Annotated in this window: 20 protein-coding genes; 14 read left to right on the top strand and 6 right to left on the bottom strand. The window is 63.6% G+C overall.

Annotated features, from left to right (window positions below):
- Window positions 1–86: 86 nt before the first annotated feature.
- Both LQ952_RS11815 and grxD read left to right on the top strand, forming a co-directional pair.
- Window positions 87–1,868 (top strand): N-acetylglutaminylglutamine amidotransferase, encoded by a 1,782-nt coding sequence (locus LQ952_RS11815; protein ID WP_238622842.1) that lies wholly within the window; start codon window positions 87–89, stop codon window positions 1,866–1,868.
- A gap of 189 nt (window positions 1,869–2,057) precedes the next feature.
- Window positions 2,058–2,378 carry a Grx4 family monothiol glutaredoxin gene (gene grxD, locus LQ952_RS11810; RefSeq protein ID WP_238622841.1) on the top strand — a complete coding sequence of 107 codons (321 nt, stop codon included), beginning with the start codon at window positions 2,058–2,060 and terminating at the stop codon, window positions 2,376–2,378.
- 98 nt (window positions 2,379–2,476) lie between these two features.
- Here grxD and LQ952_RS11805 read toward each other — a convergent pair whose 3' ends face one another.
- Genes LQ952_RS11805 through pyrC form a run of 3 tightly spaced genes read right to left on the bottom strand, consistent with a single transcriptional unit; the run spans window position 2,477 to window position 5,175 of the window.
- The gene (locus LQ952_RS11805; protein ID WP_238622840.1) at window positions 2,477–3,451 is read right to left on the bottom strand and encodes a GGDEF domain-containing response regulator; all 975 of its coding nucleotides are present in this window, start codon (window positions 3,449–3,451) and stop codon (window positions 2,477–2,479) included.
- A 21-nt stretch (window positions 3,452–3,472) separates the two neighbouring features.
- Window positions 3,473–4,126, bottom strand: a complete 654-nt coding sequence (rnt, locus tag LQ952_RS11800; RefSeq protein WP_238622839.1) for a ribonuclease T — start codon at window positions 4,124–4,126, stop codon at window positions 3,473–3,475.
- Window positions 4,127–4,131: 5 nt separating this feature from the next.
- Window positions 4,132–5,175: a dihydroorotase gene (gene pyrC / locus LQ952_RS11795; protein WP_238622838.1), complete on the bottom strand. Its 1,044-nt coding sequence runs from the start codon at window positions 5,173–5,175 to the stop codon at window positions 4,132–4,134.
- Between the two features lie 308 nt (window positions 5,176–5,483).
- On the opposite strand from pyrC, the gene aceE reads away from it, so the two are divergent.
- The 7 genes from aceE to LQ952_RS11755 all read left to right on the top strand — a co-directional run bounded on the left by aceE (window position 5,484) and on the right by LQ952_RS11755 (window position 15,181).
- Window positions 5,484–8,147, top strand: coding sequence for a pyruvate dehydrogenase (acetyl-transferring), homodimeric type (gene aceE, locus LQ952_RS11790; RefSeq protein WP_238622837.1), 2,664 nt, complete (start codon window positions 5,484–5,486; stop codon window positions 8,145–8,147).
- Window positions 8,148–8,252: 105 nt separating this feature from the next.
- Window positions 8,253–9,581, top strand: a complete 1,329-nt coding sequence (gene aceF, locus LQ952_RS11785) for a dihydrolipoyllysine-residue acetyltransferase (protein WP_238622836.1) — start codon at window positions 8,253–8,255, stop codon at window positions 9,579–9,581.
- A 40-nt stretch (window positions 9,582–9,621) separates the two neighbouring features.
- On the top strand, window positions 9,622–11,379 hold the full coding sequence (lpdA, locus tag LQ952_RS11780; protein ID WP_238622835.1) for a dihydrolipoyl dehydrogenase: 1,758 nt from the start codon (window positions 9,622–9,624) through the stop codon (window positions 11,377–11,379).
- A gap of 57 nt (window positions 11,380–11,436) precedes the next feature.
- Entirely contained in the window at window positions 11,437–12,285 is an 849-nt protein-coding gene (locus LQ952_RS11775) for an OmpA family protein (protein ID WP_238622834.1), read from the top strand.
- Between the two features lie 68 nt (window positions 12,286–12,353).
- Complete coding sequence (locus tag LQ952_RS15920) at window positions 12,354–13,028, top strand: methyl-accepting chemotaxis protein (RefSeq protein ID WP_274521514.1); 675 nt, start codon at window positions 12,354–12,356, stop codon at window positions 13,026–13,028.
- A 92-nt stretch (window positions 13,029–13,120) separates the two neighbouring features.
- The gene (locus LQ952_RS11760; RefSeq protein ID WP_238622833.1) at window positions 13,121–14,335 is read left to right on the top strand and encodes an argininosuccinate synthase; all 1,215 of its coding nucleotides are present in this window, start codon (window positions 13,121–13,123) and stop codon (window positions 14,333–14,335) included.
- A gap of 90 nt (window positions 14,336–14,425) precedes the next feature.
- Entirely contained in the window at window positions 14,426–15,181 is a 756-nt protein-coding gene (locus LQ952_RS11755) for an MlaA family lipoprotein (RefSeq protein WP_238622832.1), read from the top strand.
- A gap of 4 nt (window positions 15,182–15,185) precedes the next feature.
- Here LQ952_RS11755 and LQ952_RS11750 read toward each other — a convergent pair whose 3' ends face one another.
- Window positions 15,186–16,409 (bottom strand): phospholipase D-like domain-containing protein, encoded by a 1,224-nt coding sequence (locus LQ952_RS11750; protein ID WP_238622831.1) that lies wholly within the window; start codon window positions 16,407–16,409, stop codon window positions 15,186–15,188.
- 96 nt (window positions 16,410–16,505) lie between these two features.
- Between LQ952_RS11750 and LQ952_RS11745 the strand changes: the two genes are divergently transcribed.
- From LQ952_RS11745 to LQ952_RS11735, 3 genes are all read left to right on the top strand, one after another.
- Window positions 16,506–17,027 (top strand): hypothetical protein, encoded by a 522-nt coding sequence (locus LQ952_RS11745; protein WP_238622830.1) that lies wholly within the window; start codon window positions 16,506–16,508, stop codon window positions 17,025–17,027.
- Entirely contained in the window at window positions 17,024–18,385 is a 1,362-nt protein-coding gene (mpl, locus tag LQ952_RS11740; protein ID WP_238622829.1) for a UDP-N-acetylmuramate:L-alanyl-gamma-D-glutamyl-meso-diaminopimelate ligase, read from the top strand. Before LQ952_RS11745 ends, mpl begins: the two co-directional genes overlap by 4 nt.
- A 61-nt stretch (window positions 18,386–18,446) precedes the next feature.
- Window positions 18,447–18,815, top strand: coding sequence for a hypothetical protein (locus LQ952_RS11735; protein WP_238622828.1), 369 nt, complete (start codon window positions 18,447–18,449; stop codon window positions 18,813–18,815).
- Here the strand turns inward: LQ952_RS11735 and cyaY are convergent.
- The gene (gene cyaY, locus LQ952_RS11730; RefSeq protein ID WP_238622827.1) at window positions 18,799–19,128 is read right to left on the bottom strand and encodes an iron donor protein CyaY; all 330 of its coding nucleotides are present in this window, start codon (window positions 19,126–19,128) and stop codon (window positions 18,799–18,801) included. The two genes, LQ952_RS11735 and cyaY, sit on opposite strands and share 17 nt — an antisense overlap.
- A 243-nt stretch (window positions 19,129–19,371) precedes the next feature.
- Between cyaY and LQ952_RS11725 the strand changes: the two genes are divergently transcribed.
- The gene (locus tag LQ952_RS11725) at window positions 19,372–19,854 is read left to right on the top strand and encodes a YajQ family cyclic di-GMP-binding protein (RefSeq protein ID WP_238622826.1); all 483 of its coding nucleotides are present in this window, start codon (window positions 19,372–19,374) and stop codon (window positions 19,852–19,854) included.
- 2 nt (window positions 19,855–19,856) lie between these two features.
- Here the strand turns inward: LQ952_RS11725 and LQ952_RS11720 are convergent, their stop codons facing one another.
- The gene (locus LQ952_RS11720; protein WP_238622825.1) at window positions 19,857–20,180 is read right to left on the bottom strand and encodes a hypothetical protein; all 324 of its coding nucleotides are present in this window, start codon (window positions 20,178–20,180) and stop codon (window positions 19,857–19,859) included.
- Between the two features lie 53 nt (window positions 20,181–20,233).
- On the opposite strand from LQ952_RS11720, the gene LQ952_RS11715 reads away from it, so the two are divergent.
- Complete coding sequence (locus LQ952_RS11715; RefSeq protein WP_238622824.1) at window positions 20,234–20,812, top strand: Rieske (2Fe-2S) protein; 579 nt, start codon at window positions 20,234–20,236, stop codon at window positions 20,810–20,812.
- The last annotated feature ends 231 nt before the right edge of the window (window positions 20,813–21,043 follow it).

The following is a 21,043-nucleotide window of genomic DNA, read 5'->3' as shown; positions in this document are numbered from 1 at the left end:
TTGATCATGTTCCATTCGCCCCAATCTCCTGTATTGTGTGAAGATTGCGTCTGGCACCCCCACTCCAAGGACCCATACCGACCCCCATGTGCGGCATCTGCGGCGAACTGAATTTCAACGATTCCCTCCCCGATCTTGAATCCATCCGGCGCATGCTGGATCGGCTGCGTCGCCGTGGTCCGGATCATGAAGGCAGTTATTCCGATGGCCCCCTGGCCATGGGGCACCGTCGCCTGTCCATCCTGGATCTGTCCGACCGGGCCAACCAGCCCATGCTGGATCCCGAGCTGGGCCTGGCGGTGGTCTTCAACGGCACGATCTACAACTTCCGCGAACTGCGCCGAGAGCTTGAAGACCGCTACCGGTTCTTTTCCAGCGGCGACACGGAGGTCATTCTCAAGGCCTACCACGCCTGGGGCGAGGACTGCGTCAAGCGCTTTCACGGCATGTTCGCCTTTGCCGTCTGGGATCTGCGCCGGCGACGCCTGTTCATGGCCCGGGACCGCATGGGCATCAAGCCCCTTTACTACAGTCACACGGACCGGCGCCTGCGCTTTGCCTCCAACATCCAGGCCTTGCTGGCCGCGGGGGAGGTGGATACGGACATCGATCCGGTGGCCCTGCATCATCACTTCACCCTGCACGCGGTGGTACCCGCCCCCCGCACCCTCTTCAAGGGCGTGAGAAAACTCCAGCCCGGTCATACCCTCACCGTGGAGCAGGATGGCCGCACCCGGTTGCAACGCTACTGGCAGCTGGAGGCCACCCGCCCCGGCAAAGAGCAGACTCCGGAGGCATGGACCGAGGCCGTGCATGATGCCCTGCGGCGCTCGGTCAAGCGGCGCCTGGAGATTTCCGATGTGCCCGTGGGGGTGCTGCTCTCCGGTGGACTGGATTCCAGCCTGCTGGTAGCCCTGCTGGCGGAGTCGGGGGCCACGGGGCTCAAGACCTTCACCGTGGGCTTTGAGGACCAGCCCGAGGAGAAGGGCAGCGAATTCGAGTTTTCCGACCCGGTGGCCGAACGCTATGCCACCGACCATCATCGTTTTCATGTGCCCAACGACCAGGTTCTGGCCCGTCTGCCCGAGGCGGTGGACCAGATGGCCGAGCCCATGGTGGGGCAGGATGCGGTAGCCTTCTACCTGCTGTCTGAGCAGGTCTCGCGGCACGTGAAGGTGGTGCAGTCGGGGCAGGGGGCGGATGAGGTCTTTGCCGGGTATTTCTGGTATCCGCAGATGGCGGCGGAGACGGAAGGCACCTTGGTGGAGCGCTTCCGTCGACACTATTTCGACCGGGATCAGCCCGAGTTTGCCCGCATGGTGAATCCGGCCCTGGTGGGGGAGGACCATACGGCCCGGCTCATTGAGGCGGCCCTGAACGAGCCGGGCGCGGACACCTTCCTGGATGCGGTGTTGCGCCTGGATGTCACCACCCTGGTGGTGGATGATCCGGTCAAGCGGGTGGACAACATGACCATGGCCTGGGGGCTGGAGGCCCGGGTGCCGTTCCTGGATCATGAACTGGTGGAGCTGGCGGCCCGCATGCCGCCGGCGCTGAAGCTGGCCCAGGGCGGCAAGGGCGTGCTCAAGCAGGTTGCCCGGGGGCTGCTGCCGGATGCGGTCATCGACCGTCCCAAGGGCTATTTCCCGCTACCAGCCCTCAAGTACGTGCGGGGGGAGTTTCTGGACTTCATGCGGGACATCCTGGATTCCCGGGTGTGCCGGGAACGGGGGCTTTACCAGCGGGACTATGTGGAGACCCTGCTCAAGGCCCCGGAGCAACATCTGACCCGCATCCAGGGCAGTAAACTCTGGCATCTGGCCCTGCTGGAATTCTGGCTGCAGCGCCAGGGGATCCATGCCGGCTAGACGCCGTCGCCCGGGAACAAACCAATTTTCATGTTCTGATGTCCAATCACGTTGAATCGGTCAGTTGTGTTGAACCAAGTCATTTTTACGCCGAATTCACTTTCCATTTGAATTGAGTCACTCCCGCTTGCGTGGGCGTGACGGGATTTGCCCCGGCTGGGGCTTTTCATAAACACGAGGTCAAACGAAGTGGACGCTCTGGATCGTATCAGGCAGCAGGTCGAGGAAAACCCCGTCATCATCTACATGAAGGGAACGCCCCAGTTTCCCATGTGCGGTTTCTCCAACCGGGCCGCCACGGCACTCAAGGCCTGCGGGGCACCCTTTGCCTATGTGAATATCCTGGCAGACCAGGAGATCATGCAGGCGTTGCCCGGCTTTGCCGACTGGCCCACGTTTCCGCAGATCTATATCAAGGGTGAGCTGATCGGTGGCTGTGACATCACCCTGGAGATGTTCGAGTCCGGGGAACTGCAGACGCTGGTCAAGGAAGCCGCCGGGGAGGAATGACCGGCAGCGTCCCGTTCGCCGGCAGGCCGGCTCCCACAGGCAAAGCCATCCCCGTGGGAGCGGCCCTCGGCCGCGAACAGGCCGCGGCACGTCGCCGGTCAGGTCACCACCACCCGGGCGCCGCTCTGACCTCGTGCCTGATTCAGGTTGCTCCGGGTCTGCTTCATCAGTTCCCGGATGGTCATCAGCGGCTGATCCGACCGATGGAAATGGGCGCCGATGGAGACCAGGATCGGGACCGACCCTTCCGAGGTCTGGATCCCGTCCCGGGTGATGCTGGCCAGGACCCGCTTGAAAAGATCCCGATTGAAACCCTCGGGAGAATGCACGTGCATCAGCAGGGCAAACTCCTCTTCGGCAATCCTGGCGACCAGATCCGTGGGGCGTACGGCCAGGCGCAGACGCCTGGCAAAGCCCATTAGCACCTCCGAGCTTAGGTCCTTGTGCGGAGACACCTGTTCGTCGTCCTGCTGATCCAGGCTCACCAGGGCCAGGCAGAATCCACCCCCCCGGGCCTGGGTTTCCAGTACCAAGGCCTCCAGACGCTGATTCAGGGCCCGCTGGTTGGCCAGAGCGGTGATGGGATCCGTGGTGGACTGCTGTTCCAGCAGACGGTTGGCGGTTTCCAGCGCCGAGGAGGTTTCCATCAGGCGGTTCTGCAGCATGGCAACCCGACCGGCGGCATAGATCCGTGCCGCCAGCTGGACATCCTGAATCGGTTTGGTCAGGAAGTCGTCGGCACCCTCGTGGAAGGCCTGCAGCATGGCCTTGTCCTCATCCTTGGAAGTGAACAGGATGATGGAAGTATAGCGACCGGCCTCATCATCCCGCCGACGGATGGCCGCCGCGAGCTCCAGGCCGTTCATCTCCGGCATGACCCAGTCCGCGATCACCACGTCCGCACGTCTTTGCGCCAGCGCGTCCAGGGCTTCCGCGGCGGACCCCGCCAGCCTGACATCGTCATAGCCGATGCGCTCCAGGGTATTCCTGAGTACGGTCCGGCTGTACTGCATGTCGTCAACGACCAGAATGGACAGCGGCGGCGGCATCGGAGCTTCTCGTTGTTGATCCATGACCCGTTTCCTATAAGAAACTCATAAGGCCTTGTCCATGGCGGACCCTTCCGTCGGCAATATCCCGCGGTTCCAACGGTTCATGACGTCACAGAAGATGTCGGCCGTTTTTTCCGCATCATAGGTGGCGGAGTGGGCCTCGGCGTTGTCCCAGGGCAGGCCGGCCTCCTTCACCGCCTTGGCCAGCACGGTCTGTCCATAGGCCAGGGCCGACAGGGTCACGGTATCCAGATTGCTGAAGGGATGAAAGGGATTGCGCTTCACCTGGGCCCGCTCGGCGGTAGCGTTCACGAAGGCCAGGTCAAAGCCGGCATTGTGGCCCACCAGGATGGCTCGGGTGCAGTGATTGCGCTTGATGTCCTGGCGGACCTCGCGAAATACCCGCTGCAGGGCCTCGTCCTCGGGCAGGGCGATGCGCAGGGGGTGCCAGGGGTTGATGCCGTTCACTTCCAGGGACTTGGGGTCCATGTTGGCCCCCTCGAAGGGCTGGACATGGCAGGACAGGGTGTGGTCCCGCTGGATGAAACCGTCCTTGTCCATGCGCAGGAACACGGCCGCGATCTGCAGCAGGGCATCGGTTTTGGGATTGAAGCCGCCGGTTTCAACATCCACCACCACGGGCAGAAAACCACGGAAACGGTTGCCCATGGGGCGGAAGTTCAGTTCGTCTGTCATGGGCGCTAGATTACCAGCTTCCAGTCCAGCGTGCCGCCGGCCCGCATGGGCACCACCGTGGCATCTGCAAAGGGGTATGCCTCCGGCACCGTCCACGGTTCCCGCCGCAGGGTGACGAAGTCCTCGTTCACCGGCAGGCCATGGAAGGCGGGACCGAACAGGCTGGCAAACCCTTCCAGCTTGTCCAGGGCACCTGCCTGCTCGAAGGCCTCTGCATAGAGTTCGATGGCGGCCGGGGCGCTGAAGATGCCGGCGCAGCCGCAGGCGGATTCCTTGGCGCCCTTGGGATGGGGGGCGCTGTCGGTGCCCAGGAAGAAGCGGGGATGCCCCTGTGCCAGGGCTTCCATGATGGCCGCCCGGTGGGTCTCGCGCTTGAGCACCGGCAGACAGTGGTGATGGGGCCGCAGTCCCCCCTGGAACAGGGCGTTGCGATTCATGAGGATGTGCTGGGGCGTGACCGTGGCCGCGACCCGGTCCGGCGCCCGGCGTACGAAGTCCACCGCCTGGGCCGTGGTGATGTGTTCCAGAACCACCTTCAGGCCATGGAAGCGCTCCACCAGCGGTGCCAGGACCTGCTCGATGAACACCGCTTCCCGGTCGAACACGTCCACGCCCGGATCGGTGGCCTCGCCGTGGATCATCAGCGGCAGCCCCAGATCCTGCATTGCCTGCAGGGTGGGATAGATGTGGCGGATATCGGTCACGCCGGCATCGGAATGGGTGGTGGCACCGGCCGGATACAGCTTCGCGCCAAAGACCACCCCGCTGTCTACCGCCTTTTTGATCTCCTCCGGTGAGGTCTGGTCGGTGAGATAGATTGTCATCAATGGTTCGAATCTCATCTCTTTGGGAACGGCATCGAGAATGCGTCGGCGATAGGCGACGGCCTGTTCTACACTGACGATCGGGGGCTTGAGATTGGGCATGATGATGGCGCGGCCGAAACATCTGGCGGTATGCGGCACTGCACTATCAAGGGCGCTCCCGTCCCGAACATGCAAATGCCAGTCATCGGGGCGTCTGATGCGCAGTTCCTGGATTGTCGTCATTGTGTCGCTGTTTCCTGTTTTTATTGCAGAAATGTGTTGCAGTGAAGCATGAAAAGCCGCATTTCGATTCCTTGACCTGGTGATGCAAAAGCTAGAACATGATTCGGCAGATGGCGCCGCTCGGCGATGAGTTTCCTGCTCGATGTGAATCGGATGGTCGTGTTTCAGGTCGGGATTGATGTGGACATAAAAATAATAAAGTCCGGTCGGAATAATATCAGCAAGTATCCCGTTTTGTCTGAACTACACCCCCATGGGGTGCGCCTGTGTGCGCCCGCAGCGAAGGGGTCCTGGATGGAGAAAAAGTGATGACGGCGCAGCAACTGCCTCAAGACCTGGATACCCAGGAAACCCACGAATGGCTTGATGCCCTGGAAGCGGTCATCCAGGCCGATGGCCCGGAACGGGCCCATTATCTGCTGGAACGTCTGGTGGATCAGGCTCGGCGTTCCGGCGCCTTCCTGCCGTATTCTGCCAACACCGCCTACGTGAACACCATCCCGCCCCACCTGGAGCCTGAATTTCCCGGGAATGCGGAGCTGGAGCACCGGATCCGCTCCTACATCCGCTGGAATGCCCTGATGATGGTGGTCAAGGCCAACGGGATCAGTACGGAGCTGGGTGGACATATTGCCAGCTTCGCCTCCGCCGCCACCCTTTATGACGTGGGCTTCAATCATTTCTGGCGCGCCCCTTCCCATGAGCATGGTGGGGACCTGCTCTTCATTCAGGGCCATTCCGCCCCCGGGGTCTATGCCCGTTCCTTCCTGGAAGGGCGCCTCACCGAAGCCCAGCTGGATCGCTTCCGTCAGGAAGTGGGCGGCGGCGGGCTGTCTTCCTATCCGCACCCCTGGTTGATGCCCGACTACTGGCAGTTCCCCACGGTGAGCATGGGTCTGGGTCCCATCACCGCCATCATGCAGGCGCGCTTCATGAAGTACATGAACGACCGCGAGCTGGCCAGCAGCCGGGATCGCAAGGTCTGGTGCTTCATCGGCGACGGTGAGACCGACGAGCCCGAATCCCTGGGTTCCATCTCGCTGGCGGCCCGGGAAAAACTGGACAACCTGATCTTTGTGGTCAATTGCAACCTGCAGCGCCTGGACGGGCCGGTGCGAGGCAATGGCAAGATCGTGCAGGAGTTGGAGGCTGTGTTCCGCGGCGCGGGCTGGAATGTCATCAAGGTACTTTGGGGCAGCTACTGGGATCCCCTGCTGGCCAAGGACACCAAGGGTCTGCTCAAGCAGCGCATGATGGAGGCCGTGGACGGGGACTACCAGAACTACAAGGCCAAGGACGGCGCTTATGTCCGGGAGCATTTCTTCGGTAAATACCCCGAACTCAAGGCCATGGTGGCCAATATGTCCGACGACGATGTCTGGCGCCTGAACCGGGGCGGGCACGACCCTTTCAAGGTCCATGCCGCCTACCATGAGGCGGTCAATCATGTCGGCCAGCCCACCGTGATCCTGGCCCAGACCGTGAAGGGGTACGGCATGGGGACTGCCGGCGAGGGCCAGATGCGTGCTCACCAGCAGAAGAAGCTGGGCATGGACGAGCTCAAGACCTTCCGTAGCCGTTTCAGCATCCCGCTCACCGACGAGCAGGTGCAGCGGATGGAATACATCAAGCCGCCGGAAGACGCCCCCGAGATGCGCTACATGCATGAACGGCGCAAGGCCCTGGGCGGGTTTCTGCCGGTGCGCAAATCCTCGGTGGCACCCCTGGAGATCCCCGACCTCTCCCTGTTCGACGGTGCCCTGGAATCTTCCGGGGACCGGGAGCTGTCCACCACCATGGCGCTGGTGCGCATGCTCACTCAACTGATCCGGGACAAGAAGATCGGCCGTCACATCGTCCCCATCGTGCCGGATGAGGCCCGTACCTTCGGTATGGAGGGACTGTTCCGGCAACTGGGGATCTACTCCTCCGTGGGGCAGCTCTACACGCCTCAGGACAAGGACCAGGTGATGTTCTACAAGGAAGACAAGAAGGGCCAGATCCTGGAGGAGGGGATCAACGAGGCCGGCGCCCTGTCGTCGTGGATGGCGGCGGCCACCGCCTACAGCGTGCACGGCGTGAGCATGATCCCCTTCTACATCTTCTACTCCATGTTCGGCTTCCAGCGGGTGGGGGACCTGATCTGGGCGGCGGGTGACATGCAGGCTCGGGGTTTCCTCCTGGGCGGCACCGCCGGACGGACCACCCTCTCCGGTGAGGGGTTGCAGCATCAGGACGGACACAGCCACCCGATGGCCGCCAATGTGCCCAACTGCATCAGCTACGACCCTACCTTCGCCTATGAGGTGGCGGTGATCCTCCATGACGGCCTGCGCCGCATGTACGTCAACCAGGAAAACGTCTTCTACTACATCACCGTCATGAACGAGAACTATACTCAGCCGGCGATGCCGGAAGGGGCGGCCGAGGGGATCCGCAAGGGACTGTACCTGCTCAAGGAAGGCGGGCAGGGCGAGCTGCGGGTCCAGCTCATGGGCTCGGGCACGATCCTGCGGGAGGTGATTGCCGCCGCCGATCTGCTCAAGGATGATTTCGGCGTGGAAGCGGACATCTGGAGTGCCACCAGCTTCAACGAACTGGCCCGGGACGGCCGTGATGCGGAGCGCTGGAATCTGTTGCATCCCAAGGCCGAACCCCGCCGGAGCTGGGTCGGCCAATGCCTGGGGGATCGCCAGGGGCCGGTGGTGGCCTCCACCGACTATGTCAGGGCCTTTGCCGACCAGATCCGGGCCTGGGTCCCCGGGCGTTACACGGTGCTGGGCACCGACGGCTTTGGCCGCAGCGATCTACGCGCCCGCCTGCGGCATCACTTCGAGGTGGATCGCTACTACGTGGCCCTGGCTGCCCTCAAGGCCCTGGCAGACGAAGGCCGGATCCCGGCGGAACGGGTCAGCGAGGCCATCGTCAAGTATGAGATCGATGTGGACAAGCCCAACCCTCTGCGCGCCTGAGGCGCCGGTCCGCATCCATTGTGACGTGCATCACCGGCCGGCGCGTCTGTCCCGTCCCGTCGCCTGCCGCCACCGGTGAACCCAATCTTTCAAAGGAGTTGCGCCATGGGCAACGTGGTTGAAATCAAGGTCCCCGACATCGGTGATTTCAAGGATGTGGAAATCATCGAGGTGCTGGTGGGGGAGGGGGATACGGTCAAGCCGGAGGATCCGCTGATCACCCTGGAATCCGACAAGGCTTCCATCGACATCCCTGCTCCCCGGGGCGGGACCGTGCGCGGCATGAAGGTCAAGGTGGGAGACCGGGTCTCCCAGGGGGTGGCCATTCTGGATCTGGAGCCGGCAGAGGGGGGGAAGACGCCAACGCCCGACAAGGCCCCGGAGCCGTCGCCGCAACAGGCAGCCACCCCCCGGCCGGAAACGACTCAGACTCCGGCGCCCGAGCCGGAGAGGCCCCGGGAGGCCGTCCGGGACGAAGCGGTGCCCTCGCCCGGTCCGCGGCCTTCCCCCACGGCTGGGATGGTGGACGAGACGGCCTTTCGCAAGGCCTTGGCCTCGCCGGGGGTGCGTCGGTTTGCCCGGGAACTGGGGGTGGATCTGGGCAAGGTGGAGGGCAAGGGCCGCAAGGGGCGCATCCTCAAGGAGGACGTGCAGGCCTTCGTCAAGCACGCCCTGACCGCTGCACCGGCGGCCCTGCCGGGTCTTGCACCGCCGCCGAAGATCGACTTCTCCCGCTTCGGTCCGGTCAAGACCCAGGCCCTGACCCGCATCAACCGCCTCACCGGGGAGAACCTGCACCGCAACTGGGTGAGTATCCCTCATGTCACCCAGTTCGACGAGGCGGACATCACCGAGCTGGATGCCTTCCGCAAGTCCCTGGTGGCCGAATACAAGGACAAGGGGGTGAAGATCACCTTCCTCGTGTTCCTGATGAAGGCCCTGGTCTCGGCCCTGAAGGAGTATCCCCGGGTCAATGCCTCGCTGGATGCGGGCGGGGAAAACCTGATCCTGAAACAATATTTTCACCTGGGCATCGCCGTGGACACCCCCGATGGTCTGGTGGTACCGGTGATCCGGGATGTGGACCGCAAGAACCTGGTGGAGCTGGCCAATGAGATGGCCGAGGTCTCCGAGAAGGCCCGCAAGCGTCGTCTCAAGCCTGACGACATGCAGGGCGGGTGCATCACCATCACCAGCCTGGGGGGGATCGGCGGCACTCAGTTCACTCCCATCGTCAACGCCCCGGAGGTGGCGATTCTGGGGGTCTCGCGGGCCAGGATGCAGCCGGTCTGGGATGGCAAGGCCTTTGTGCCCCGACTGATTCTGCCCCTGTCCCTGTCCTATGATCATCGGGTCATCGACGGTGCCCTGGGCGCCCGTTTCACCAGCTGTCTGAGCGGTCTGCTGTCGGACATGCGGCGCATGCTGTTGTAGCAGGCCGACTCCCACCACTGCAGAAAGGAGTTTTGAATCCATGGCTCAGACACGCACCATCCAGGTCCCCGACATCGGCGATTTCAAGGATGTGGAAATCATCGACATCCTTGTCGCCCCGGGCGACACCGTCAGACCCGAAGACCCGCTTATCACCCTGGAGTCCGACAAGGCCTCCATCGACATCCCGGCCCCGGTGGGAGGGACCATCGGTAAACTGCTGGTGAAAAAGGGTGACAAGGTCTCCCAGGGTACGGCCATCCTGGAGTTGGAGGCCGAGTCCGCCGAGGCCTCCCGGCAGCAGGACACCGCCCCCCCGCAACCCCCCACACCGGATACCGAGAACGCATCCAGCGGTCCTGAGTCGGCTCCCGGGCCGACCCCTGAATCGACCGATGACGCGGACATCCGGTGCGGCCTGCTGGTGCTGGGCTCCGGTCCCGGGGGCTATACTGCCGCCTTCCGGGCCGCCGACCTGGGCCTGGACGTGGTCATGGTGGAGCGTTATTCGGAGATCGGAGGGGTCTGTCTGAACGTCGGCTGCATTCCCTCCAAGGCCCTGCTCCATGCCGCCCAGGTGATCGAGGAGGCGGAGACCTTCGCCCCGCATGGCATCCGCTTCGGCAGGCCGCAAATCGACCTGCCTGCGCTGGCCGCTTACAAGGATGGTGTGGTAGGCAAGCTCACCGGTGGCCTCAAGCATCTGGCTAAACAGCGCAAGGTGAGGGTGGTGCAGGGTGTGGGACGTTTCAGTTCGCCCCATCTCCTGACCGTGGGTGAGCAGCGGATCCGTTTTGAGCAGGCCGTCGTCGCCGTGGGTTCCCGGCCCGTGCATCTGCCCGGTTTTCCCTGGGATGATCCGCGGGTGATGGATTCCACCGGTGCCCTGGAACTGCAGGATATACCCGGTCGTTTGCTGGTGGTGGGCGGCGGCATCATCGGGCTTGAGATGGCTTGTGTCTATGATGCGCTGGGTTCGAAGGTGACGGTCTGCGAGCTGTCGAAGGATCTGATGCCCGGTGCCGACCGTGACCTGGTCAAGCCGCTGGAAAAACGGATCAAGGACCGCTATGAGAATATCTTCACCGGTACCCGCGTGACCCGGGCGGAGGCCGTGGCCGACGGTATCCAGGTCTGGTTCGAGGGCGGTAATGCCCCGGCGCAGGATACCTTCGACCGGGTCCTGGTGGCGGTGGGGCGCCTGCCCAACGGCGGCCGGATCGATGCGGAAGCGGCGGGCATCGAGGTGGACGAACACGGTTTCATCAAGGTGGACCGGCAGATGCGGACCAACGTCGACCATATCTTCGCCATCGGCGACGTGGTGGGTGGCCCGATGCTGGCCCACAAGGCCAGCCACGAAGCCAAGGTGGCCGCCGAGGTGGCAGCGGGCCAAAAATCCCATTTCGATGCCCGTGCCATCCCCAGCGTGGCCTATACCCACCCGGAGGTGGCCTGGATGGGGCTCACCGAGACGCAGGCCAAGGCGGAAGGGATCGAGTACACCAAGGGGGTCTTCCCGTGGGCGGCCAGTGGTCGTGCCATCAGCGTGGGGGGCGAGGCCGGTCTGACCAAGCTGCTGCTGGATGATCAGCAGCGGGTGATCGGTGCCGGCATCGTCGGTCCCAACGCCGGGGAACTGATCGCCGAGGCCCTGCTGGCCCTGGAAATGGGGGCAGACGTAGAAGATCTGGGGCTGACGGTGCATCCCCATCCCACCCTGTCGGAAACCCTCTGTTTCGCGGCGGAGGTGGCCCACGGCTCGGTCACCGACATCCTGCCGCCGCGGCGGCGTTAGGGGGGAGGGGTGAGGGAAGTCCTCAACTTCCCTCACCCCCCGCCGATAAACCCAGGCATGAACGCTCGTTACGCCATCCTCTTGTTCTGCCTGCCGCCCATCAGCCTGTGGGCCGCCGACTATGGCCCTCGCATGGAACAGGCCCAGTGGATCGTGACCCAGGAGCCGGACCTGTGCGAACTGATCCAGCCCATCCCTCGCTACGGCATCGCCCGTTTCCAGGCCGGCCCGGGACGCACACTGAGTTTCCACCTGGATCCGCGTATCCCGCTGAATGCCCCCGATGTGGGCCTGTTATCCCTGCAGGCGCCGGACTGGCGCCACGATCTGGTTTCGCAGGACTTGGGGGCGGTGCCCGCCCTGGCCGGGGATAGCCTGCTGCGGCTGGGACGGGAGGAGGCCCTGACCCTCTACTATGGCCTGGAAACCGGCCATGAGGTCCTGGTGCAACACCCGGACCCCGGCCATGGTGCCCGAGACATTCGGGTGACCCTCTCGCCCCTGCGTTTCCGGGAGGTTTTGGCGGATTTTCGTGCCTGCCAGGGGGAACTCAGGGAACTGGACTTCGAGATCCTCGATGACTGGCGCATCCACTTCGATTTCGACGAGGCCCGTATCCGCCCGGATCAGTATGCCGAACTGGACCGGTTCCTGGCGGTGCTCAGGGACAGCCCTGCCGGCCGGGTCGTCCTTGGCGGTCATGCGGACGAGCGCGGCACCGAGGCCTATAACGACGCCCTGTCCCTGCGCCGGGCACATGCCGTGCAGGCCTATCTGCAAGGGCGGGGGATTGCGGCAGATCGGATAGAGACCCGTGCTTTCGGCCAGTCATGGCCCCTGGATACGGCCGGGACGGAAGCGGCCTGGGCCCTTAATCGCCGTGTGGACATCTGGCTGGCCCGGTAAGGGCTGAAATCCATCGTCTCTACAGGGCGCAGGGACTACACTACGATCCTTACTGCGGAGCCCCGAGCATGCCCACCCATACGGCCGATGAAAGCACTGAACTGGATGCCTTGAACAGCATCGCCAGTCGAATGAACGGATTCCTTTACCGGTGCCGCAACGATGACCAGTACACCATGCTGGTGATTTCCGGGCGTGCCCGGGATCTTACGGGCTATGGCCGGGATGAATTGCGACTGAACCGGTCGGTGTCCTACGCCTCCCTGATTCACCCGGAGGATTCGGCCGCCGTCGACGAGGCCATCAGCCAGGCCGTAGCCGCCGGCGGCCACTGGGACGTGGATTACCGCATTCGACACCGTGACGGCAGTCTGCGCTGGGTCAATGAACAGGGTGGCCCGGTGCTTGATCAGGAAGGGAAACTGCTGCATCTGGAGGGTGCGGTGACCGACATTCGACGGCGCAGGGAAATGGAATCCGCGCGGCATGAACAGATCGCCGCCGTGAACCGGCTGAGCAACTCGATCTTCGCGGAGTCCAACCAGATCCTGATCGTGCTCAAGGCCCTGCGCATGCTCAGCCTCAATGCCAGTATCGAGGCCGCACGGGCCGGAGAGCACGGACGTGGCTTTGCGGTGGTGGCCAAGGAAGTGAATCGTCTGGCGGATCAGACCGGCTTGTTCGCCGGCAATATCAGTGATCTCATGCTGGAGCTGGAGCAGGAGCTCAAGCGCAAGATCTGATCACCGAAGGTGTCGTCCATTCCTTACCCGGTCCCAGTTTCGTTATACTGCCCCCCCTGTACCACTTACGTCTTTCCCAGGGGTTGCCTTACATGGCCAATGATGTGAAAAAGGTCGTCCTCGCCTATTCGGGCGGGCTGGATACGTCGGTCATCCTCAAGTGGCTTGAGGATACCTATGGCTGCGAGGTGGTGACCTTTACCGCCGACATCGGCCAGGGCGAGGAGCTGGAACCGGCTCGAGCCAAGGCCCAGGCCATGGGCGTGAAGGAAATCTACATCGACGATCTGCGCGAGGAATTCGTGCGCGATTTCGTCTTCCCCATGTTCCGCGCCAATGCCCTCTACGAGGGTGAATATCTGCTGGGCACCTCTATCGCCCGTCCCCTGATTGCCAAGCGCCTGGTGGAGATCGCCAACGAGACCGGCGCCGATGCCGTTTCCCACGGCGCCACCGGCAAGGGCAACGACCAAGTGCGTTTCGAGCTGGGCGCCTATGCCCTCAAGCCCGGTATCCGGGTCATCGCCCCCTGGCGGGAATGGGACCTGAACTCCCGGGAAAAGTTGCTGGCCTACGCCGATCAGCATGGCATCCCGGTGGAGATGAAGCGAGGCAAGAAGTCCCCGTATTCCATGGACGCCAACCTGCTGCACATCTCCTACGAGGGTGGCCCCTTGGAAGATCCCTGGTTCGAGGCCGAGGAAGACATGTGGCGCTGGAGTGTCTCCCCCGAGGCCGCTCCGGACAAGCCGGAATACCTGGAAATCAGCTACGAGCGCGGTGATCCGGTAGCCCTCAACGGCGAGGCCATGAGCCCAGCCACCCTGCTGGCCACCCTGAACCGGATCGGCGGTGCCCACGGCATCGGCCGCCTGGACCTGGTGGAGAACCGTTATGTGGGCATGAAATCCCGCGGCTGCTACGAAACCCCTGGCGGCACCATCCTGCTCAGGGCCCATCGTGCCATCGAGTCCATCACCATGGACCGGGAGGCGGCCCACCTGAAGGACGAGCTGATGCCTCGCTACGCCAGCCTGATCTACAACGGCTACTGGTGGAGTCCGGAACGACTGATGATGCAGTCCCTGATCGATGCTTCCCAGGCCCATGTGAACGGCGTGGTGCGGATCAAGCTCTACAAGGGCAACGTCATCGTGGCCGGCCGCAAGTCCGAATCCGACAGCCTGTTTGATGCCCATATCGCCACCTTCGAGGATGATGCCGGCGCCTACAACCAGAAGGATGCGGAAGGCTTCATCAAGCTCAACGCCCTGCGCATGCGCATCGCCGCCCAGCGGGGACGGTAAGGGAAGGTACCCCTCTCCCCATAGGGGAGAGGGGTTGGGGTGAGGGGAAGAATACCCCCCACGTGTTCACCGTTGCCACAGGTATTGCCCGTGAAGCTCTCCAAGCCCCGTCACCCGATCTGGTTGTTGCTGCTGACCGTCCTGCTTCTGCCCGCCTGTGCCACCGTCCCTCCGGAGTCCCGTGACCCGCGCGACCCCTGGGAGGGCTACAACCGGGCCATGTTCCAGTTCAATGACGCGGTGGACTCCGCCGTGATCAAGCCCGTGGCCGAGGGCTATGAGCGCTACGCCCCCCAGCCGGTGCAGACCGGTGTCACCAACTTCTTTTCCAACCTGCGGGACGTGGTCAACATGGCCAACAACACCCTGCAGTTCAAGTTCCACGATGCCGCTTCGGACCTGACGCGCATCATCATGAATACCAGTTTCGGGGTGTTCGGGCTGTTCGACGTGGCCAGTCCCATGGGGCTGGAAAAGAGCAACGAGGACTTCGGGCAGACCCTGGGGCGTTGGGGGGTATCCTCCGGGCCGTACGTGGTGCTGCCCTTCCTGGGACCCAGCACCCTGCGGGATGCTCCGGCCCGGGTGGTGGACGGGGTGACTCATCCGCTGTACTACTACGATGAGACCGGCGTTCGCAATGCCCTGCTGGTGGTGGACATCATCGATATGCGAGCGGGCTTTTTGCCCACCGAGCGTGCCCTGGAAGACGTCGCCACTGACCGCTACATGGCCTTGCGCAATGCCTACCTGCAGCGGCGGGAGTATCTGGTGCGTGACGGTGCCCCCGGCGAAGACCAGTACGACTTGCTGCGGGAACTGGAAGATTGGGACGACGATTTCTGAGCCGTCACCTCGCCCTGGAGGCGGGGTTCGACGCCGGCAGCGCATGGATGCCCCGGCGCAACGCCTTGTCCGCCTCCCGCACATCCCGCATGTAGCTGAGTTGCATCAGCCATTCATCCAGGGCACCAAACAGGCGCTCCATCAGACGATGCCAGCGGCCTCGTGCCTGCCACTCCTGCAGGGTCCATTCCCGGGCCTGCGCCAGATCGCCCGCAAACAGGCCGGCCAGTTCCGCCACGGTGTATGGGGCGGTCACCACCTGATTGGCTTCCAGATTCCAGCGCAAGGTCCAGTGATCCAGGTTGCTGGAGCCCACGCTGCCCCAGTCATCACAGATCACATACTTGGCATGCAGGCAGCGCGGTTCGTACTCAAAGATACGGACTCCCGACCGCAGTAGCCGCCCGTAGAAGCGCCGCCCCGCATGCCTGACCGCCGGCTGGTCCGTCTTCGGACCTGGCAGCAGCAGCCGTACATCCACGCCGTTGCGGGCGGCCCGGGCCAGCACCCGGCGCAGACGCAGGGTGGGCACAAAATAGGCCGTGGTGATCCACACTCGCCGCCGTGACTTCTTGACGGCGGCGATCACCGACCGCATCACCGACCGTCCCCCCAGGACGCTGTTACCCACTACCCGTCCATCTGCCGGGCCGTGGTCACCGGCCCGGGGGGCCGGCAACGTCAGGGGGTAGGCATGCCAGCGGGCCCAGGTTCTGGCGAACAGCTGTTCCCAATCCGACACGCAGGGTCCACGGATCTCCAGCATGACCTCATGCCAGGCCAGGTCGCCGGCAAAGCGGGGATCAAAATCATCGGTCAGCCCGGCACCGCCCACGAAGGCCACCCGGCCATCCACAGCCAGCAGTTTGCGGTGGTTCCGGAACAGGGACAGATGGAGTCGTTTCAGACCCAGCGGGTTATACATGCCCAGTTGCACGCCATGGGCCAGCAGGCGCCCCCGGTCGCCACCGGAGAGGGCCAGACTGCCGAAATCATCCAGCAGGACGCAGACCTCCACGCCACGGGTTGCAGTCAGGCACAGGGCATCGATGAAACGGGTGGTCAGTGCACCGGAGCTGCACAGATACATCTCCAGCAGCACCCGCTCTCGGGCCGATTCGATGGCGTCCACCATGGCGGGAAAGAAATCATCACCATCGACCCTGAGCCGATAGCGGTGAGGTCCCCGGGCCGGCGGGGAGCGGCGTGTCTTGAACGGCGTGTCCATGTCGGGTTCTGCTGTGTACCGGGAGGGACATGATATCCTTGCACGAATCTCAAACGACCGTCAGCGAATCATCAGGACGTCATCCAAGGGCCGTGCATGTACGCGTTGATCAAACCCTTCATCCAGTTGACCTTCATGCAGAAAGGCCCCGAGGACCTGCCGGCCTCCGCCATGCTGCTGTGGCTGTGCGTCATTGCCTACCTGCTGGTGGGCCTGATTGTGGCCCTGCCGTTCTACCCCTTCCAGCTGGCCATCCTGCAGACCGGCCTGGAACTGGCTCTGCTGGCGGGCTATACCGCCCTGCTATTGTCCTGGCGGGGGGTGCCGGGCCGGTTCAACCAGACCTTGAGCGCCTTGCTGGGTGTGGGTGTGATCCTGGGGCTCCTGATGCTGCCCCTGGTCTACAACCTGCGCGGGGCCGAGACTCCCACCGAGATCCCGGTCTACATCACCGTGGGCTATCTGGTCCTGCTGGGCTGGCTGCTGACCACCTACGGCAATATCCTGCGCAGCGCCCTGGGCCTGCAGACCGTGGCCGGGGGCGTGGCACTGGCGGTACTGTACCTGATGCTGGCGGCCATCGCCGGTGAAATGCTCTACACGGCGATCATGCCGTGAGTCACGTCCATATCCTGGGTATTTGCGGCACTTTCATGGCCGGCGTGGCCCTGCTGGCCAGGGCCACCGGTCACCACGTGACCGGTTCGGACCAGCAGGTCTACCCGCCCATGAGCACGCTACTGGCGGCCCATGGCATCTCCGTCAGCGAGGGCTACGATCCCGCCCACCTGGACCCGGCGCCGGATGTGGTGGTGGTCGGCAACGTGATGACCCGCGGTAATCCGGCGGTGGAATACGTGCTCAACCGCGGCATTCCCTACACCTCCGGCCCCCGGTGGCTGGCTGAGCATGTGCTCAAGGATCGCTGGGTGCTGGCGGTGGCCGGAACCCACGGCAAGACCACCACCGCGAGCCTATTGGCCTGGATACTGGAGGATGCGGGACTGTCTCCCGGGTTTCTCATCGGCGGAGTGCCGGATAATTTCCAGGTCTCGGCGCGGCTGGGGGAGACGCCCTTCTTCGTGGTGGAGGCCGACGAATACGATACCGCTTTTTTCGATAAGCGCTCCAAGTTCGTCCATTACCACCCCAGGACCCTGATCCTGAACAACCTGGAATACGATCACGCCGATATCTTTCCGGATCTGGCCGCCATCGAGCGTCAGTTCCATCATCTGGTGCGTACCGTGCCGAGTGAGGGGCGCATCCTTTGCCAGGGCACCGATGCCGCTTTGGCGCGGGTGCTGGCCATGGGGTGCTGGACCCCGGTGGAGCGTTTCGGGTCTGATGGCGGGCTGGAGTGGCGGGGAGAGGCCCTGAGTCCCGACGGCAGTCACTTTCGTCTCCATCACCGGGACACCCCGGTGGGCGAGGCCCGTTGGTCCATGCCCGGCCATCACAACATGAGCAACGCCGTGGCGGCCCTGGCAGCGGCCAGGCATGTGGGGGTGCCGGTTGAGGCCGGTTTGTCGGCGCTGTCACGCTTTGCCGGGGTCAAGCGGCGGTTGCAGGTGCGGGGCACGGTCGGCGGGGTGACGGTCCATGATGACTTTGCCCATCATCCCACTGCCATCGCCGCCACCCTTGAGGCCCTGCGTGGGCGGGTGGGGGAGGCCCGCATCCTGGCGGTGCTGGAACCCCGTTCCAACACCATGCGCATGGGTGTCCATCGACAGACCCTGGCGGCCTCGTTGGCCGGGGCGGATCAGGTGTTCGTGTTCGCGCCACCGGATCTGGGCTGGGACGCGGCGGCGGTGACGGGCGAACTGGCGGGGCGGGGGGAGTCCGCGGCGACCCTGGATGCCCTGCTGGCGCGCCTGGTGGCGAGCGCCCGGCCCGGTGACCATGTGCTGATCATGAGCAACGGAGGCTTCGGCGGGCTGCACGAGCGGCTGTTGGGAGCGCTTTCAGCCTGAATGAGCGCGCCGCCCCCATGGATTACACTATGGCCGCCAACCCAACCGGAAACCGTCATTCATGATCTCCCAGGAAGAATTCGCCACTCACCGCGAAGATTTTGCGTCCTTCGTCGCCACCATCCATCGCTTTGCCACCCTGCTGTTCATCATCAGCTTCATTGGTTACGGGGCGGCCGTCTGGGTCTGGTTCCAGGGCGCCACCTGGACGGCGCTGATCGTGGCCACCCTGTCCTACCTGTTCTTCCGCCAGTTCCGGCGCCTGTCCCTGAACATGGCCCGCATCAAGTACACCCTGCAGCCCCGTTATCATCCCATGCTGCTGCTGGTGGACCGGATGTTGGAAGACCACAAGCCCGCCGTGGTGGTGGGGCAGCTCGAATCCCTGCTGAAAAAGCCGGAAGAGACGCCGTCTAGTCCGGAATCCTGATCGCCTCACCGAGCTTCTGGCTCAGCACCCGGTTCAGGGTCTCCAGCAGACCTTCGCCGGTGCGGTCGTTTACCCAGCCTGCGCCGCCGGTGCCCTGATTGAAATGGGCCGGCCCCTCCGGTGAGGCCAGCCAGAGCTGGCGCACCGGCTCCTGCCGGTTGATGATCAGCTTGCTGCCGTCATCAAATTCCATTTTCAGCACCCCGTCCACCAGATCCATGTCCAGATCCGCCAGCGCGTCCACTTCGCTCATGCGTTCCACCAGGGATTCCAGGGCCTGTTCCGCCTGCACGGCAAAGGAGACTGGGTTCATGGCAAGGTTCCTCGGAAGAGATGGAAAGCCCGGACGGTATTGGATTGTCGGGCCAATAGCAAATCCTCCGGAACCGCCGGGCAGGGCATGCTCCCTTCGCGCCTGTGGGCCTGATTGGATTCCCGCTTTCGCGGGAATGACGGCAATGATGCTCCCTTCGTGCCCGTGGGCCTGATCCCGATGGAGGCGTCCTGCGCGCATTTTGATAGACTTGCGCGCTGATTCAGCAAAGCGGAGAAGACCATGCCTTCATTCGACGTGGTGTCCGAAGTGGACATGCAGGAACTGCGCAACGCCGTCGACCAGACCAAGCGCGAAGTGGAGAACCGTTACGACTTCAAGGGCAGCCCCGCCGACGTGGAACAGAGCGAGGCCGAGTTGACCCTGTTCGGCGCCTCCGAATTCCAGGTGGACCAAGTGATGGACATCCTCACCCAGAAGCTGGCCAAGCGGGGCATCGACGTAGGCTGTCTGGAATCCGGCAAGCTGGACGAGGGGGGCGGCAAGGTCCGTCGCGTGGTGACCATCCGGCAGGGCATCGACCAGGATCTGGCCAGGAAGATCATCCGTCTGATCAAGGACAGCAAGCTCAAGGTGCAGGCCTCCATCCAGGGCGAGAAGATCCGGGTCACCGGCAAGAAGCGTGATGACTTGCAGGATGCCATCGCCCTGCTGCGCAAGGCTGAGCTGGAGCTGCCCCTACAGTACGATAACTTCAGGGACTGAAGTTACTGTTCCATGCTGCCGTCCACATCCATGCCGGGGACCCAGCCCTCGGCCTTGGCGCGGGCTATGGCTTCATCGTGGATACGGGTATGGCGTTCCCGCAGCTCAGGTGGTAGCCGACTGACCAGCAGGCCATGCTGATCCCACGCGGCGGCCACTTTGTCATGGAGCATCTGGATCTGGGCATGGGTCCAGCCCTCGCAGGTCTCCGTCTCGGGGATCAGGCCGAACACCCAGGCATCCTTGATGATGCCGCCGATGGGCGTCATGCCGCCGTGAAGGTCGTTGTGGATGCCGACGTAGGCTTGTCTGGAAGGGGTGTTCATCGCATGTTCCCGGATCATTGTGAAATTCCTCATTATTCCCGGATGGATCGCTCATGACCACTGAAGAATCGGATGCTCGCGTCTACTACCGGGTTGCCCTCAAGCTCATGGCCCTGCTGGGGATACTGGCGCTGGTCTATGCCATGATCTCCGGCTTTCTGAGCGAGCCGCGTACCAGTCATGTCCTGACCAAGTCCGTGGACATCACCGCGCTGGCGCCGGGGGAGATGCTGGAGGTGGAATGGAGCGGTCGTCCCGTACTGGTACTGCGCCGGAGCGAGGCCATGGCGGCAGCGGATGCGGCCTTTGTCGAGCGCCTCTATGATCCGGGTTCCCGTTTCAGCCGCCAGCCCCGTGCCTATCGCAACGATCATCGCTCCGCGGCGCCGGACGTATTCGTGGCCTTTGCCATCGGCACCGACCTGGGTTGCCGCCTGGATCTGGTGGTCCCCAAGATCGCGGCGGAGCAGGGCTGGGGTGGGGGGATTGTCGACCGCTGCCGGGGAGGGCGTTACGACTTCGCCGGCCGGGTCCATGACGGCCAGGCCGCCCGGCGCAACCTGGAGGTGCCGGATTATCGACTGCATCCGGATGGCCGGGTGATCCTGGGCGAAACGCCTGCTTCCGACTGAACCTTTCCCGTGAGTCATTTCTCGCGTTCGAGATCGTCCTCCGTCATTCCCGTGTCCAAGATTGTCCACCGTCATTCCCGCATAAGCGGGAATCCATTTTTCACCGGGGCAGTTCATGGATGGTTCCCCGTCATTCCCGCGTAAGCGGGAATCCACGTGCAGGCTGGGTATTCTGGATTCCCGCCTTCGCGGGAATGACGACAGGGGTGGGCAAATGACGCCGGGGGAGTT

This window comes from Ectothiorhodospira lacustris (assembly GCF_022227785.1).
GTDB lineage: Bacteria > Pseudomonadota > Gammaproteobacteria > Ectothiorhodospirales > Ectothiorhodospiraceae > Ectothiorhodospira > Ectothiorhodospira lacustris.
The sequence above is the reverse complement of the archived record's forward strand: the minus strand, read 5'-3'. Positions and strand labels throughout refer to the sequence as shown.

Excerpts from the sequence above, each read along its gene's own strand:
- LQ952_RS11745 (WP_238622830.1), top strand. The coding sequence starts at position 16,506 with ATGTACGCGTTGATCAAACCCTTCATCCAGTTGACCTTCATGCAGAAA.
- LQ952_RS15920 (WP_274521514.1), top strand. The coding sequence starts at position 12,354 with ATGCCCACCCATACGGCCGATGAAAGCACTGAACTGGATGCCTTGAAC.
- aceE (WP_238622837.1), top strand. The coding sequence starts at position 5,484 with ATGACGGCGCAGCAACTGCCTCAAGACCTGGATACCCAGGAAACCCAC.
- lpdA (WP_238622835.1), top strand. The coding sequence starts at position 9,622 with ATGGCTCAGACACGCACCATCCAGGTCCCCGACATCGGCGATTTCAAG.
- rnt (WP_238622839.1), bottom strand. The coding sequence starts at position 4,126 with ATGACAGACGAACTGAACTTCCGCCCCATGGGCAACCGTTTCCGTGGT.
- LQ952_RS11725 (WP_238622826.1), top strand. The coding sequence starts at position 19,372 with ATGCCTTCATTCGACGTGGTGTCCGAAGTGGACATGCAGGAACTGCGC.
- LQ952_RS11775 (WP_238622834.1), top strand. The coding sequence starts at position 11,437 with ATGAACGCTCGTTACGCCATCCTCTTGTTCTGCCTGCCGCCCATCAGC.
- aceF (WP_238622836.1), top strand. The coding sequence starts at position 8,253 with ATGGGCAACGTGGTTGAAATCAAGGTCCCCGACATCGGTGATTTCAAG.
- LQ952_RS11720 (WP_238622825.1), bottom strand. The coding sequence starts at position 20,180 with ATGAACACCCCTTCCAGACAAGCCTACGTCGGCATCCACAACGACCTT.
- cyaY (WP_238622827.1), bottom strand. The coding sequence starts at position 19,128 with ATGAACCCAGTCTCCTTTGCCGTGCAGGCGGAACAGGCCCTGGAATCC.
- LQ952_RS11715 (WP_238622824.1), top strand. The coding sequence starts at position 20,234 with ATGACCACTGAAGAATCGGATGCTCGCGTCTACTACCGGGTTGCCCTC.
- LQ952_RS11760 (WP_238622833.1), top strand. The coding sequence starts at position 13,121 with ATGGCCAATGATGTGAAAAAGGTCGTCCTCGCCTATTCGGGCGGGCTG.
- LQ952_RS11815 (WP_238622842.1), top strand. The coding sequence starts at position 87 with ATGTGCGGCATCTGCGGCGAACTGAATTTCAACGATTCCCTCCCCGAT.
- LQ952_RS11735 (WP_238622828.1), top strand. The coding sequence starts at position 18,447 with ATGATCTCCCAGGAAGAATTCGCCACTCACCGCGAAGATTTTGCGTCC.
- pyrC (WP_238622838.1), bottom strand. The coding sequence starts at position 5,175 with ATGACGACAATCCAGGAACTGCGCATCAGACGCCCCGATGACTGGCAT.
- LQ952_RS11750 (WP_238622831.1), bottom strand. The coding sequence starts at position 16,409 with ATGGACACGCCGTTCAAGACACGCCGCTCCCCGCCGGCCCGGGGACCT.
- LQ952_RS11805 (WP_238622840.1), bottom strand. The coding sequence starts at position 3,451 with ATGGATCAACAACGAGAAGCTCCGATGCCGCCGCCGCTGTCCATTCTG.